This window comes from Pseudomonas sp. S3_B08 (assembly GCF_054667725.1).
Map to the genome: position 1 here is coordinate 486,563 of NZ_CP162750.1, position 14,763 is coordinate 501,325.

Below are 14,763 nucleotides of genomic sequence, written 5' to 3' on the forward strand. Positions count from 1 at the left end.
ACAGGGAGAGGGAGCCGACCGCGGTGTCTGGCGGCAGACTCGACCTGCAAAACCGAGTCGATTATGGATTCAGCGAGCGCTGTCGGGTCGGCGAATTTTCAAAGCATCCCCCGCTCAGTTCCCTCTCCCTCTGGGAGAGGGCTAGGGTGAGGGATGCTTTTGATCTTCGCGCAGTTGTAACGATTCAGTACAGAGCCACTCTTGCCTATAACTGCCGCCCATGCTTAGCTGACTAATAATTAGATTTTCCGTATTTTCAGTCTAACCGTGAGTGTTTTATGCCGTTAACCGATCAACATCGCTTTGGTATGCAACTGGCCCAGATGTCCCGTGGCTGGCGTGCCGAACTGGATCGTCGCCTCGCCGGGCTGGGCCTGTCGCAGGCGCGCTGGCTGGTGCTGCTGCATCTGGCGCGTTTTGAAGAGGCGCCGACCCAACGCGAACTGGCGCAGAGTGTCGGCGTCGAAGGCCCGACCCTGGCGCGCTTGCTCGATAGTCTGGAGAACCAGGGACTGGTGCAACGCCAGTCCGTGATGGAAGACCGCCGGGCGAAAAAAATCGTGCTCTGCGCACCTGCCTTGCCCTTGATCGAACAAATCGAAACCATTGCCACGCAACTGCGCCACGAATTGTTCGAGGGCGTCGATGAGGCGGATTTGAAGGTGTGCATGCGCGTACACGGTCACATCCTGGCCAACCTGGAAAAATCTTGAGGCACATCCCGGCAGCGATTTTTTGAGAGATCGCGCTGAGCGGACTATAAGAACTACTGGGCAATATCGTGTTCGTACCGGATGTGCGAACGCATAGAAACCGGTTTTGCTTATTTAAGGGATGCTCATGCTCGCAAGTCGGCACGTGCTGCGCGGGGGCGCCAAATGGCTGCTGCTCGCTGGCGTTTTCAGCTATTCGACCTGGTCGATGGCGTTGGGGTTGGGCGAAATCACTGTTCACTCAGCCCTCAATCAGCCGTTCAAGGCCGACATCGCGCTGGTCGATGTCGGCACGTTGACGCAAAACGATCTCTCGGCCAGCCTGGCTTCGGCGGATGAGTTCGGCCGGGCGGGCGTCGAGCGGGTGTTCTTTCTTAATGACCTCAAGTTCACTCCGATCCTGCGCGGCAGCCGCCAGATGATCCGGGTGACGTCCGGCAAACCGGTCAACGAACCTTTCCTGAATTTCCTCGTGCAGCTCGATCAACCCAACGGCCGTCTGCTGCGCGAGTACACGGTGTTGATCGATCCGCCGGGTTCGCCGGGCATCGTGCCCGCCACCGACGAGCCGGATCCGCGCCCGCAATCTTCTGAGTTTCCAACCGTCGAACCGGTTACCGCACCGCCCCAGGCTGCCCAAGGCAAACGCCCTGCGACGCCTGTGCCGCCAACGCCGGCGCCGCCTGCCAATGATGCGCAGGCCGAGCAACTGGCCGCCAGCGTGCTGCTCACCCAGCAACTGCAAAAGACCCTCGACGAACAGAACCTCAGGCTGCAAGAGCAGCAAGTGCAAATAGCCGACGGCAAGAAGCAGATTGAAGATTTGCAAACCCGCTTGGCCGAAGTGCAGAAAGCACCGCCACCGCCCGTGGTCGCTCCGGTTCCGGCCGCTGTTTCAGCCCCGGTCGAGGCGGCAGACGATGGCGTGAACTGGCCGCTGCTCGGCGGACTTCTATTGCTGCTGGGCGTGCTGGCTGCGTTGCTCATACGTCGCCGTCAGCAAGGTTCGACCGCAGATGGCACGCCGATGCCGCTATTGCCTGTGAGCGCCGAAGACAACGTTGATGAGCCTGAACTTCAACAATCTGTCGGTGCGCACGCGGCCGCCGATCATCGCGACGAACCCGGTGCCGGCGACGTGCTGGAGGCTGTGGGCATCTATCTGGCCTACGGCCGGCTCAGCGAAGCCGCCGGGCTGCTGCGCGATGCCTTGCACAAGGAGCCTGAACGCACCGATCTCGGTTTGCAGTTGCTGGAGGTTCTTGGGCGCCAGGGTGACAGCGCCGCTTACGAACAGCAGGAAAACCGCCTGCGTGCGCTTGGCGTCGATGAGCGCGAACTGATTGAAACCCGCGCTCGCCATCCCAAACTGGCAGGCGCCGCACCGGCGGCATTTGCAGCAACGCCAATCGCGCCTGAGCTGCCCGTGGCCACGGCAGCGACCGCAGCTGCGCCGCTTGCATCGTCGCCCGGCGCTCTCGAGGATGATTTCGAATTGAATCTGGGCGAGCTGTCGATGGATTCAAATTGGGATCTGAACGACAGCCGCACCGATTCCGCCGCACCGCCAATCGATGATCCAGAGCTGGGCACTAGCTTGTCAGTGCTGCCTGTCGATTTTGACCTGCCACAGGCTGCATCTGCTGAAGAAGCCGAACTTGAATGGATACCCGAACCCGACGCCCAGCCGCTCGACGATGACTTTCTCAATGAGTTCGGCGATCCCGAGCCGTCGCTGGTGCTGGAACCTTTGGATCTGCAACCACCCGAGTCCACCGACATCGAGTCCGCCGGCAAGCTCGAACAGGCACAAACCTGCATCGACGATGGCGACATCGACAGTGCGATCGCGCTGCTCAATGAATTGCTCAGGGAAGGGGATGAGCCGTTGAAGCAGACGGCAAGGACGTTGTTGGCGGGGATTCGCTGAGCGCCAACGGATTTCGCGTTCATCCGAGACCGCTTTCGCGAGCAGGCTCGCTCCCACAATGGAATGCGCTCTCCCTGTGGGAGCGAGCCTGCTCGCGAAGGCGTCAGATCGGCCAACACCGTCTCAGGTCAGAACGTCTGCCCCAGATTCAGATAAACCGCCTGCTCATCCGCATCATTCAACCCATACGTGAAGTTCAACGGCCCCAGCGGCGTGTCGAAGCCGATAAACACACTCGCGGCGTTGATGTAGCCGCTGTCGAACTCATTGTCATTGTTCCACGCCCGACCGCGCTCCAGCGAGGCGCCGGCGTACAGCGGGAAGTCCAGCGGCAGGTACGAGCGCGGCGTCAGGCGGCGGTAGTACACGGCGCGCATCAGGCTGACATTCTGCCCGGACAGCGCATCCTCACGGAATCCTGACAACTGCCGCGCGCCGCCGAGCAGGAAGCTTGAGGTCACCACATTGGCATCGTCCAGCGTCCGGCCGTAGCGCCCGCCGAGTATCAGCGTATCCGGCCCGTGGCTCATGGCCTTGTCGAAATTCAATTCCCACTGGCGATAGCGATTGTCTGAACCCAGGCCCGGTTCGAACTGGGCAAACGTCAGGCTGACGTCCTTGCCCTCGTGCGGAAAGTAGACGTTGTCCAGCGAGTCGTAGGAATACTTCACGGTATAGAAGCCTTCGTTGAAACTCTCGCTCGGCAGATCCTGATCGCCGATGCGTACGTCAGCTTTGCCCCAGGCCTGGCCGACGCCGAGTCGCACTTCACCGTTGTTGCCGATCTGCCGGCCGAGGTTGAGGCCGAAGCCGTAACGCTCGACGCGATACTGGGCGATCGGATCGTTATCCAGCACCGAGTCAACGTTCTGCGCCTCGAACGACCCGTAGGGCGCGACGAAGTAACGCGAGCCGACGTCCAGCGGCTGATAGAACTCGCTGTACAGCTCCTGCTTGTCGCCGATCTGCGCGCGGGTCAGCCATTCCGCACCGAGGCGGTTGATGCCGTTGACGCGATAACTGGCACCAAGGTTGAAAGCACTGTCGCCGCGCATGTCGTCCGACAGATTCAGGCCGACCCGCAAGTAATCGGTGCCGCTGCGCTTGCCGCTGGCACTGATGACCAAGGTGTGATCCTGGCCTTTGTGCACCACGCGGTAACGCACTTGATCGAAGTAATCGAGGCCGTACAGCGTGCCCATGTCCGAATGCAGGCGGCCCAGGTCCAGCGGCGCTCCGATCGGTTGGCGGATGTAATAGCGAATCACGTCATCGTCGACCTTCGAGTCATTTTCGACGCGGATCGCGGTGATGATCGGCGTGCGCTGGCCCGGCTGACGGGCGGCGTTCAGTTCCGCGTCCTGGGTTTGAGTCGGCTTGAGTTGCGCCAGCCGCGCATCGAGGATCCGCGTGGCGCGGTAACCGGCGTCGATCATCTCCTGAGCCTTGCCGAAATCGGTCACGCCGAACGCGGCCAGCGCAGGCTGGATCAACACGTCATTGGCATGCAGAGTCGCCAGTTGTTCTTCAGAGTTGCGCCGGGTCATCAAGGTGATCGACTGATTGAGCACATCGACCACCGTGGTCAGTTGCTTGCGATTGCGCAGCGGCGTGCCGATGTCGACGACGATGGCGATGTCGACGCCCATTTCCCGCGCAACATCCAGCGGGATGTTGTCGGTCATGCCACCGTCCACCAGCAGGCGCCCATCGAGCTCGACCGGGGCGAACACCGCCGGGATCGACATGCTCGCGCGGATCACTTGCGGCAGGTGGCCTTTGCGAAACACCACTTTTTCGCCATTGGCGATGTCGGTGGTCACGGCCCGAAACGGGATCGGCAGTTTGTCGAAGTCGCGGGTGTCGCTGGTGTGCGCCAACAGGCTTTCCAGCAACAGTGCGAGGTTCTGGCCCTGAATTACCCCCAATGGCAGGCCGAGACTGCCGTCGTCGCGGAAGCTGAGTTTCTGCTTCACCAGAAAATCGCGGTCGTCCTGCTTGCGTCGAAATGGCACGTCCTCACGCGGCGGCGCGTCGGACAGCGCCGCTTGCCAGTCGATGCTCAGGGCGAGTTTTTCCAGCTCGTCGATCTTATAGCCCGAGGCGTACAGGCCGCCGACTACCGCGCCCATGCTGGTGCCAGCAATCGCGTCGATCCTGATGCCTTGTTCTTCCAGCGCCTTGAGCACGCCGATGTGCGCCAGCCCGCGCGCAGCGCCGCCGGACAGCACCAGGCCGACTTTCGGTCGTGGCGCTTCACTGGCGTGAACCAGCAGGGGAAGGAAACCAAGCAGCAGGCAGAACAGCAAACGGCGCATTGTGAGTCTCGGGGCAAGCGGTAAAGCCGGCTATTATAGCGGCGCCCTCTGTCTCAGGAGTTTCAGCGATCATGACCGTCGCCAAAGCCGAAGTTGTCATCACTTATTGCACTCAATGCCAGTGGCTGCTGCGCGCGGCGTGGCTGGCTCAGGAACTGCTCAGCACCTTCGCTGACGACTTGGGCAAAGTGTCGTTGGTGCCGGGCACCGGTGGGGTGTTTCATATCACTTGTGCGGGTGTGCAGATCTGGGAGCGCAAGACCGACGGTGGTTTCCCTGAGGCCAAGGTATTGAAGCAGCGAGTGCGCGATCAGATCGATCCTGACCGCGACCTCGGCCACAACGACCGCACTCAGTGAGAGGCGGCCTCGGCGGCGACGGTTGTCTTGTCGCTGCCGCCTGACATCCGCGCCGACACCACAATCGCGACGATGATCAACGCGCCACCGATGAGCATCCGCAGGGTCGGGGTTTCACTGAACAGCAGCCAGGCGAGGGTGATGCCGTAGACCGGCTCCATGGCGAACACCACTGCCGCCGTGCGTGCCTTGATCACCGCCAGACTGGCGACGAACAGGCTGTGCGCCACGCCCGTGCAGAACACTCCGAGCAGGGCGATCCACAACCAGTCCAGCGCTCGGACCTGACTCAACTGCGGCGCCGCGACCGGCAACAGACACAACGCCACGACGACGTTCTGGCACAACGCTGCCTGCACCGCCGGGATGCGCCCGGAACTGGCGCGGTTGGTCAGCGACAGCAGGGAAAACAGCAGGCCGGACAACACTGCCCAAAGCAAGCCGACGGTGGCGCCGCTGCCCAGATCAAATGCGGGCGTCACCAGCACCAGACCGATGCTGACCAATACCACCAGGACGATTTCATTGGCACGGATGCGTTCGCGGAAGATCAGTCCTTCGAGAATCACCGTGAACGCCGGGAAACTGGCAAAGCCCAACGTGGCGATGGCCACCCCGGCGATCTTCACGGATATGAAGAAACTCACCCAGTGCCCGGCCAGCAACACGCCGCTGAGGGCGAGGCGCCGCCAGTCCACGGCCTGAAGTTTCTGCCAACCATGCTGGCTGGCGAAACGGGCAAAAAATGCCAGGGCGAGCACGGCGAAAGCTGCACGTCCAAATACGATCACAGCAGGGGATGCGGCAGCGAGTTTGCCGAACACACCGGTCAGGCCAAACATCAAAGCGCCGATATGCAGAGCGCCGAGGGCGGTACGCGGAGTCATTGCATTCCTTTTTTCAGGTTCAACTTCATGGGGCCATTGAACCGCGTCTCGGCCTGCAAGTCTGTCGGCAGGCTATCGTCTTTTGTCGTAGGAATCGCGCCGGAGATGTCCGGGCGACGAGCCGAACTCACGTAGGACTGCTGCCGAGAACGCACTTTGCGAGCTGTAACCGACGCGACTGGCTACTTCACCAATCGGCAATGCAGTGTCGCGCAGCAGTTGCACCGCGAGATGCAGGCGTCGACTGCGGATGTAATCCATCGGCGTCTGTCCGCATTCGGCCATGAACCGAGCGTGCAGGCGCGCGCTGGACAACCCGGCCACGCGCGCCAGGTCGGCCACTTGCAGCGGATAGGCGGCGTATTGCTCGATGTGCGCATCCAGCGCGGCGTAGGGCAAGCGACGCGCGCGGAGTTCGGCAGGTTGCGCGTGATTGAGACTGGCCAACAGCAACACCGCGCCTTGCTGCGCGATCAACGGATCGCTGACCGGACTGTTCGCCAGCCAGTTGACCAATTGGCTCTGCCCCGAGTCCAGCGACAGCCGCCCCGGATGATCGAGCAAGCGGCGACTGGCCTCGGCATGCGCGCCCAGCGAATCCTGCACCCATTGCCCTTCAGGGATGTCGAGCACCAGGCAGCTGCTGCCTTGGGGACTGTCGCAGGCATGATGAGCGCCGGACGGAACCACCACGACACTCTGCTGACGCACTTGGCTGCCACAGCCCTCGACCTCGAAATCCAGCGCACCGGACAGCCCGAACACCAACTGCGGGTGCTCGTGGCTGTGCACAATCAAGTCGTGGGTGTACTGACGCAAGGTGAGGATCGGTCGCATGGCAGGTTGTCTCCGAAGTGGCCCTCAGTCTACACCGCCGTACGCCGGATGCGTTGTCACACGACTGACTCACGCTTGTCACGGTCGATTAACCCGGCGCGCGCAAGCTGGCGAAAACATCGCAGAGGGTTGCCCATGACCAGCGCCGAGCTCGCCCGACCCAGTCGCAAACAACGGGTGCGAACCCTGTGGATCTCCGATGTGCACCTGGGCACCCGGGATTGCCAGGCCGAGCACTTGTCGCAATTTCTCAAGGGCTACCACGCCGACAAGGTCTATCTGGTCGGTGACATCATCGACGGCTGGAAACTGCGCAGCGGCATGTACTGGCCGCAAGCCCACACCAACGTCATCCGCCGCCTGCTGACCATGAGCAAGCGCGGCACCGAGGTGATCTATGTCACCGGCAACCATGACGAATTCCTGCGGCGCTATTCGAAACTGATTCTGGGCAATATCCAGTTGGTCGACGAAGTGGTGCATGTCACCGCCGATGGCCGGCATTTGCTGGTGATTCACGGCGATCAGTTCGACGTGATCACCCGCTATCACCGCTGGCTGGCGTTTCTCGGCGACTCCGCCTACGAATTCACCCTGACCCTCAACCGCTGGCTCAATCACTGGCGCGCCCGCTATGGCTACGGTTACTGGTCGCTGTCGGCGTACCTGAAACACAAGGTCAAGACCGCCGTCAGTTTCATCAGCGACTTTGAAGAAGCCATCGCCCACGAGTGCGTGAAGCGCGAACTGCATGGCGTGGTTTGCGGGCATATACACCATGCCGAGATTCGTAAGGTGGGGGAGGTGGACTACCTCAATTGTGGCGACTGGGTCGAATCGTGCACCGCGTTGATCGAGCATTGGGACGGCACGATCGAGTTGTATCGGCTGGCGGATGCCCAGGCGCGGGAGGCGGAGCTCAAGGCTGCCAAAGTTGCCGAGCTCGCCTGAGCGAAAGATCACCCTGTGGGAGCGAGCCTGCTCGCGAAGGCGTAGTGTCAGACAAAGCTTATGTGCCTGATACAGCGCTTTCGCGAGCAGGCTCGCTCCCACATGTGTTCTCAGGCCGGGCTGTGTTCTTGCATCGCGGCTTTGTAGATCGAGTTCTTCGGCTGCGCAAACAGCCGCTCCATCATTGGCTCGAAGAAGCTCAGCGGCAGCGTGTCATACGCCGGATCAAACGCCGCCGCATCGTATTTGGCACAGAACTCGGCAGTGGCGTGGAACTGCGGATGGTCCTTGAATTGCTCGCGCAAATGCCGATCCATGCCCAGGTGATGAAAGAAGTAATAGCCCTGAAAGATGCCGTGCTTCTCCACCATCCACAGATTTTCCGCACTCACGAACGGCTTGAGAATCGCTGCGGCGATGTCCGGATGGTTGTAGGAACCGAGGGTGTCGCCGATGTCGTGCAACAGCGCGCAGACCACGTATTCCTCGTCACGCCCGTCGCGAAACGCGCGGGTCGCGGTTTGCAACGAGTGGGTCAGGCGATCCACCGGGAAACCACCGAAGTCGCCTTCAAGCAGCTTCAAATGCGCGAGGATCCGCGATGGCAGCTGTCTGGCATAGGCACTGAAATCGGCGGCGATAATCGCCCAGTCTTCCTCGGTGCCGTCCTTCATATGGGTGAAGCGAGCATGGGCATTCATTGGCAGACCCTCATTCAGAACGCCACGCGACCGAGAATCATGTCGCGGTACATGACGAAATCGCCGAGCAGGCTGTACAGCGGATACTGAAACGTCGCCGGGCGGTTTTTCTCGAAAAAGAAATGGCCGATCCAGGCAAAGCTGTAACCGGCCAGAGGTAGCGCGAGCAACAGCAGCCAGGCGCCTTTGGCGATGCTCAGGGCGAGAATGAAGATGACCAGAGAAGTGCCGATGAAATGCAGACGACGGCAGGTGCTGTTGCTGTGTTCGGCGAGGTAATACGGATAGAACTCGGCGAAGCTGTTGAACTGCTTGATGTTTTCCACGACCGCGCTCTCTGTGGTGATTGTTCTGGCAACAAGTTGTGCGTCGGGCAGCTTATTTGAGTCTAGAGTGATCATTGGCGTGGGCCAGTGACAATCGGCGCCACTTTAGTATCCTTCGCAAATAGGGCGGTTATCTGCAGCCCGTCATGTAAAAGAATAACAACCATGAGCGAACGAACGACTTCTGCAAGCTGGGCGATGGGGATTGTCAAAGCACTGGAGATGGACGGCCTGGATTGCCGGGTTCTGTTCAGGCAACTGGGGCTGGATTTCAGCGCCCTTGAAGATCCGGATGCACGCTTCCCGCAAGACTCCATGACCCGGCTCTGGCAGCGCGCGGTCGAGGTTTCCGGCAACCCGGCGATCGGCCTGAACATGGGCAAAGTGGTGCGCCCGGCCTCGTTTCATGTCGCCGGCTATGCGCTGATGTCGAGCAATACCCTGGCTGAAGGCTTCCAGCGTCTGGTGCGCTATCAACGCATCATTGCCGAAAGCGCTGACCTGAGCTTTCGCCTGCTCGAGGAAGGTTATGCGCTGATTCTCACCGTGCACGGCGATCATCTACCGCCGACCCGGCAGAGCGCCGAAGCGTCACTGGCCTGCGCGTTGGCGCTGTGCGGCTGGCTGACGGGGCGTCCGCTGCACCCGGTCAAAGTGTTGGTTCAGGGCGATCAGCCGACAAATCTGCAACCTTATAAAGAAGCCTTTCACGCACCGCTGGTGTTCAACGCGCCGTACGACGCGTTGATTTTCGAACGGGCCGATATGGAGGCGCCGCTGCCGACCGCCAACGAAGCCATGGCGCTGTTGCATGATCGCTTTGCCGGGGAATATCTGGCGCGGTTTTCCGAAAGTCGCGTGACGCACCGGGCACGCCAGGTGCTGTGCCGTTTGCTGCCCCAGGGCGAGCCCAAGCGCGACACCGTGGCGCAGACGCTGCACCTGTCGCAGCGCACTTTGCAGCGGCGCTTGCAGGAGGAGGGCACCAGTTTTCAGCAGTTGCTCGACGACACCCGGCGCGAGCTGGCTGAGCAATATCTGGCGCAACCGAGCATGACCTTGCTGGAAATCGCCTACCTGTTGGGCTTTGCCGACCCGAGCAACTTCTTCCGCGCGTTCCGCCGCTGGTTCGACACCACGCCCGGCGAGTACCGCTTGCGCCTGACGCAGGTGCCGGACGCGGTCAATGACGCCAGAACGCCGGAATACACAGCACAAACACCGTAATGATCTCCAGTCGGCCGAGCAGCATGCCGAACGACAGAATCCACTTCGCCGCATCCGGCAACGTCGCGAAGTTGCCGGCCGGGCCGATGGTTTCGCCCAGACCCGGGCCGACGCCGGACACGGTGCTGGCGGCACCGGTCAGTGCGGTCATCCAGTCGACTCCGAGCAGCGACAGCAGCAGCGCGATCACGCAGATGGTGATGGCGAAGAAGAACGAGAAAGTCAGGATCGAACGGACAATTTCTTCGTCGAGGCGGTGACCGTTGTACTTCTGTTTGATCACCGCGCGCGGGTGGATCAGCTGATTAAGGTTGGCCTTGAGCAGGATGTAGGCGACCTGGAAACGGAAAATCTTGATCCCGCCCGCCGTTGAGCCGGAGCAACCGCCGACAAAGCCCAGATAGAAAAACAGCATCAGCGAGAAGTTGCCCCACAGGCTGTAGTCACCTAGGGCGAAACCGGTGGTGGTGACCACCGAGGTCACGTTCAGCGCCACATGCCGCAGCGCTTCCAGCCAATGCAGCTTGGTGGTCCACCAGTACCAGGTGCCGAGCACCAGCCAGGTCACCAGCAACATCGCCAGCAAACCCTGCACCTGTTGATCCCTGATCAACGCACGGCGGTTGCCGCGCAGCGTCGCCACGTAGAGGGTGAACGGCAGGCTGCCGAGGATCATGATGACAATCGCCACCCAATGAACTGCCGGTTGCGTCCACTTCGCCAGCGACTGGTCGGAAGTCGAGAAACCACCGGTGGAAATCGCCGACATCGCGTGGTTGATCGCATCGAACGGGCTCATCCCGGCCCACCAGAACGCCAGGCTGCCGAGAATGGTGATGCCGACGTAGGCCGCCACAATCAACCGCGCCACCATGTGCGAACGCGGCATGACCTTCTCCGAACGGTCGGAGGATTCGGTCTGGAACAGGCGCATGCCACCGATGCGCAGCAGCGGCAGAATCGCCACCGCCATGCCGATAAAGCCGATGCCGCCGATCCAGTGCAGCAGCGACCGCCACATCAGAATCCCCGGCGACATGTTGTCCAGGCCGTTGAGCACCGTGGAACCGGTGGCGGTGATGCCGGACATGCTTTCGAAGAACGAGTCGGTGTAGCTGATGTGCTGGGTCAGCAGAAACGGCAGCGCGGCGAAAATGCACACTACCAGCCAGCTGCTGACCGTCAGCAGATACATGTCGCGCGGGCGCAGGTGAATGTGTTCCGGTCTGCCGGGTATCACCAGAGCGAGGCCGGCGACAAAGGTGATCATGCTCGCCCAGAGGAACGACGGCAGATCGCTGGTGCGCTCGAAAATCACCAGCGTGGCCATCGGCACAACCATGGCCACAGCCAGGGTTATCAGGAAGATGCCGATGATAAAACCAATGATCCGTAAGGTCGGCAACGCCATGAAATCCGCTCGGGCTGATTGAACAAGGGCGCCATTCTACCTGCGGGGCAAGGCATGTAAACCGGCAGGCGCTGCGCAGTTGCAGCTAGAATAGCTGCACATTTTTCAAAGGAGGTGGCCGATGCAGGCTCTCGACGCGTTGCTCAACCGTGTTTCCGTTCCCCGCCTGGTCGAACCGGCCCCTACTGCCGAGCAGCGCGAAGCCCTGTTCGGCGCGGCCTTGCGTGCCCCGGATCACGGGCACTTGCAGCCGTACCGTTTTTTGACCGTCGAAGGCGCAGCGCGTGAGCAAATGGGCGAGTTGCTGGCCGAGGCGGCCCGCCAGCAGGGCGGCGAAGTCACCGAAGCGATGATCGACAAGGCGCGCAACGGCCCGTTGCGGGCACCGCTGGTGGTTGTGGTGATCGCGAAATTGCAGGAACACGTGAAATACCCGAAGGCCGAGCAACTGCTCACGGCCGGCTGTGCGGCCCACGGGATTTTGCTCGCGGCGTATGCGCAGGGGATTGGCGCGGTGTGGCGCACCGGGGATCTGGCGTACTCCAAGCATGTGGCCGAAGGCCTGGGGCTGGTGGAAGGCGAGGAGGTGATCGCGTTCCTCTATCTCGGCACGCCGCAGAAAGAGCCGCGCGTGGCGGAGAAGGTTGATCTGGCTGAGTTCGTCAGCGCCTGGCCAGGTAAGGTCTGAAGATCAAAAGCCCCTCACCCTAACCCTCTCCCAGAGGGAGAGGGGACTGATTGGGGGATGCTTTGGAATTACACCGACCTGAGCGTCCTTCGCTGAATCCAGCGTCGGGATACCGACGTCTGGTTTCTGCGAATCCATAAGGTCGATGCACAACGGCAGACAACTCGCTCGGCCCCCTCTCCCTCCGGGAGAGGGTTGGGGTGAGGGGCTTTTTCAGGGCTGGACCACGACTCCCGGTACCAGCGGCAATTCCAGACTCGCCACAAAGCCGCCCTGCGGATGATTGGCCAGCGTCAGCGTGCCGCCATGCCGTTCCGCCGCGCGTTTGGCAATCGCCAGCCCCAGGCCATGACCGGCAGCGGTCTGCCCCGGCGCCCGGTAGAACGGCTCGCCCAACTGACTCAGATGTTCGGTCTGCACCCCCGGCCCGTGGTCGCGCACGCTGATGACAATCCGCTCTCCCTGCCGCGCAGCCTGCAATTCGATTGGCTGATCGCTCGGGTTGAAGCGCTGGGCGTTGCGCAGCAGATTATCCACGGCGCGCTCGATCATCGTCGGCCAGCCTTTGAGATTCAGTTGTGACTCAGCTTGCAGGCGTACGGTCTGCTCGGGAGAGCCCAACTGCGCATCCTTTTGCAGTGTGGCGAGCAACGCATTCAGGTCGACTTCTTCAGCGCTGGCATTGTCGGCATCGACTCGCGCCAGCACCAGAATTTCACTGATCAACGCCTCCAGCCGATCGCATTCGCGGGTCAGGCGTGGCCACAGTTTTTCGCGCTCTTCAGGGTTGGCGCGCTCGGCCAAAGCCAACGCGATGCGCAGGCGCGCCAGTGGTGAGCGCAGTTCATGGGAGACATCGCGCAGCAACTGGCGCTGACTGCCGATCAGGCTTTGCAGGCGCGCGCCCATCCGGTTGAAATCGGTGGCCAGCACGCCGAATTCGTCGCGGCGGTTGGCGAGTTTCGCCAGACTGTTCTGCTGATAAGTCGTCTGCCCCAGATCATGCACCGCGCCGCGCAAGCGACTGAGCGGGCGGGTGATGGAGAAAGTCACGAGCAAACTGAACAGGGTCAGCACCACCAGCGCAATACCCAGCGCACTCAGTGGCCAGAGCAGACTTTCGCGGTGCCAGGCGTCGAGTTCCGGGTGCGGGATGCGGTAGATGAACAGGTAGGTGTCACCGGTTTTTTCGCTGGTGATTTCGTCGGTCAGGCGCCGCCACGGCAGGCGGCGATCGTCGTTGTTCTGCCGCGCCTCGAATGCTGCGGCGCGGCGCGGGAAGGTGCCACGCACCACCGGATCGCCGGTTTCGTTGAGCACCTGAACGTCGATGTGATACTGGCGTTTACGTTGTTCGAGGATGTCCTGGGCGGCTTCTTCGCCTTGGGTTTCGTAAGTCTGCGTCCATTCCGCCGCCAGCGTGTTGAGGCCGGGATGGCGGCTGAGAATCCATGCGTCCTGATTGAGCATGTGCCCGAGCAGAATCGACAGCCCGGCTACCAGAGCGATGGCCAGCCAGAAGCTCGCAAGAATCCGCCAGAACAGTGAACGCACAGAAAATCCTCAAAAAACACACCGTTCAAATGTGGGAGCGAGCCTGCTCGCGAAGGCGTAGTGTCAGTCAATCCATTGCTGGCTGATACACCGCCTTCGCGAGCAGGCTCGCTCCCACATTCGATTTGAATGGAACAGGCCCGACGATGTGAGTCGTCGGGCCCAGGGTCAAGCCATTATTGCGCCTTTTGTGCCTGCTGCGCTTTCCAGGCCTTGAACTCGGCCCACTCGGCGCGGCGTTCGGCGCGTTTCTTCTGGATTTCGTCGAACTGCTTCTGTTGCTCGGGTTTGAGCAGTGCGCGGACATCGGACTCGGCTTTCTTGTGGTTGGCCGCGATCTCGTCCTTCATGGCTTTCTGGTCGGCCGGCGAGAGTTTTTCCAGGTACTTGTCGACCACCTGCTTACGCTCGTGCATCTGCTCGCCCATGATCTTGCGAATCTGCTCGCGCTGTTCGCGGGTCAGGTCGAGCTGGCTGTACGGGCCTTTGTCGTGCATGCCACCGTGCATCTGACCGCCGTGGCGCGGGCCATCCAGCGGACCACCCAGCGGACCGCCATCCTGCGGCATGGCCATGGCCACGGTTGGCAGAGCGGCAGCGAACATCAGAGCGATAAGAGTCTTGCGCATGGTGTATCTCCTTGTCTCGTTCCCGGTACGTTCCGGATGAGTGCAGATTACGCAGATCAAGGTCAACGGCGGTCAGCGCAGCGTAAAGCTTCGGTAAAGACGTTTCGTGCCCGGCCTTACACATATCCAGTGCAGGAGGTGCTGAAGGCTGCGATCTGATCGTTCCCACGCTCTGCGTAGGAATGCAGCCGAGGACGCTCTGCGTCCTGCAGCCTGAAGATCGCCGCCTTGG

The 14,763-nt window shown here is 61.4% G+C and carries 14 protein-coding genes; 6 read left to right on the forward strand and 8 right to left on the reverse strand.

The window, feature by feature from the left end; genetic code table 11:
* Nucleotides 1–278: 278 nt before the first annotated feature.
* Together AB4N73_RS02290 and AB4N73_RS02295 are read left to right on the forward strand one after the other, a co-directional pair.
* A complete protein-coding gene (locus AB4N73_RS02290) occupies nucleotides 279–713 on the forward strand; it encodes a MarR family transcriptional regulator (protein WP_016771142.1) in 435 nt (144 codons plus the stop codon).
* Between the two features lie 127 nt (nucleotides 714–840).
* Nucleotides 841–2,643, forward strand: coding sequence for a FimV/HubP family polar landmark protein (locus tag AB4N73_RS02295; RefSeq protein WP_252868982.1), 1,803 nt, complete (start codon nucleotides 841–843; stop codon nucleotides 2,641–2,643).
* A gap of 128 nt (nucleotides 2,644–2,771) precedes the next feature.
* On the opposite strand, the gene AB4N73_RS02300 is transcribed toward AB4N73_RS02295, so the two are convergent.
* A complete protein-coding gene (locus AB4N73_RS02300) occupies nucleotides 2,772–4,961 on the reverse strand; it encodes a patatin-like phospholipase family protein (protein WP_310214889.1) in 2,190 nt (729 codons plus the stop codon).
* A 71-nt stretch (nucleotides 4,962–5,032) separates the two neighbouring features.
* Here AB4N73_RS02300 and AB4N73_RS02305 point away from each other — a divergent pair, with 71 nt between their 5' ends.
* Nucleotides 5,033–5,320 (forward strand): Rdx family protein, encoded by a 288-nt coding sequence (locus tag AB4N73_RS02305; protein WP_076566525.1) that lies wholly within the window; start codon nucleotides 5,033–5,035, stop codon nucleotides 5,318–5,320.
* Here AB4N73_RS02305 and AB4N73_RS02310 read toward each other — a convergent pair.
* Together AB4N73_RS02310 and AB4N73_RS02315 are read right to left on the reverse strand one after the other, a co-directional pair.
* On the reverse strand, nucleotides 5,314–6,207 hold the full coding sequence (locus AB4N73_RS02310) for a DMT family transporter (RefSeq protein ID WP_095180689.1): 894 nt from the start codon (nucleotides 6,205–6,207) through the stop codon (nucleotides 5,314–5,316). The two genes, AB4N73_RS02305 and AB4N73_RS02310, sit on opposite strands and share 7 nt — an antisense overlap.
* Nucleotides 6,208–6,279: 72 nt before the next feature.
* Nucleotides 6,280–7,044 (reverse strand): AraC family transcriptional regulator, encoded by a 765-nt coding sequence (locus AB4N73_RS02315; protein WP_353187800.1) that lies wholly within the window; start codon nucleotides 7,042–7,044, stop codon nucleotides 6,280–6,282.
* A gap of 135 nt (nucleotides 7,045–7,179) precedes the next feature.
* Here AB4N73_RS02315 and AB4N73_RS02320 point away from each other — a divergent pair, with 135 nt between their 5' ends.
* Entirely contained in the window at nucleotides 7,180–7,995 is an 816-nt protein-coding gene (locus AB4N73_RS02320; RefSeq protein ID WP_056783721.1) for a UDP-2,3-diacylglucosamine diphosphatase, read from the forward strand.
* Between the two features lie 110 nt (nucleotides 7,996–8,105).
* On the opposite strand, the gene AB4N73_RS02325 is transcribed toward AB4N73_RS02320, so the two are convergent.
* On the reverse strand, nucleotides 8,106–8,696 hold the full coding sequence (locus tag AB4N73_RS02325) for an HD domain-containing protein (protein WP_056783723.1): 591 nt from the start codon (nucleotides 8,694–8,696) through the stop codon (nucleotides 8,106–8,108).
* A gap of 14 nt (nucleotides 8,697–8,710) precedes the next feature.
* Nucleotides 8,711–9,022: an Mpo1-like protein gene (locus AB4N73_RS02330; protein ID WP_095180692.1), complete on the reverse strand. Its 312-nt coding sequence runs from the start codon at nucleotides 9,020–9,022 to the stop codon at nucleotides 8,711–8,713.
* Between the two features lie 165 nt (nucleotides 9,023–9,187).
* Here AB4N73_RS02330 and AB4N73_RS02335 point away from each other — a divergent pair, with 165 nt between their 5' ends.
* Nucleotides 9,188–10,249, forward strand: a complete 1,062-nt coding sequence (locus tag AB4N73_RS02335) for an AraC family transcriptional regulator (protein WP_205869270.1) — start codon at nucleotides 9,188–9,190, stop codon at nucleotides 10,247–10,249.
* On the opposite strand, the gene AB4N73_RS02340 is transcribed toward AB4N73_RS02335, so the two are convergent.
* Nucleotides 10,206–11,660: a TrkH family potassium uptake protein gene (locus AB4N73_RS02340; RefSeq protein WP_024012066.1), complete on the reverse strand. Its 1,455-nt coding sequence runs from the start codon at nucleotides 11,658–11,660 to the stop codon at nucleotides 10,206–10,208. The two genes, AB4N73_RS02335 and AB4N73_RS02340, sit on opposite strands and share 44 nt — an antisense overlap.
* Before the next feature lie 121 nt (nucleotides 11,661–11,781).
* Here AB4N73_RS02340 and AB4N73_RS02345 point away from each other — a divergent pair, with 121 nt between their 5' ends.
* Complete coding sequence (locus AB4N73_RS02345) at nucleotides 11,782–12,348, forward strand: nitroreductase family protein (RefSeq protein WP_095180694.1); 567 nt, start codon at nucleotides 11,782–11,784, stop codon at nucleotides 12,346–12,348.
* Nucleotides 12,349–12,561: 213 nt separating this feature from the next.
* Here the strand turns inward: AB4N73_RS02345 and AB4N73_RS02350 are convergent, their stop codons facing one another.
* Together AB4N73_RS02350 and AB4N73_RS02355 are read right to left on the reverse strand one after the other, a co-directional pair.
* Nucleotides 12,562–13,902 carry a sensor histidine kinase gene (locus AB4N73_RS02350; RefSeq protein WP_315434968.1) on the reverse strand — a complete coding sequence of 447 codons (1,341 nt, stop codon included), beginning with the start codon at nucleotides 13,900–13,902 and terminating at the stop codon, nucleotides 12,562–12,564.
* A gap of 176 nt (nucleotides 13,903–14,078) precedes the next feature.
* The gene (locus AB4N73_RS02355) at nucleotides 14,079–14,531 is read right to left on the reverse strand and encodes a Spy/CpxP family protein refolding chaperone (protein WP_095180696.1); all 453 of its coding nucleotides are present in this window, start codon (nucleotides 14,529–14,531) and stop codon (nucleotides 14,079–14,081) included.
* Nucleotides 14,532–14,763 lie beyond the last annotated feature (232 nt).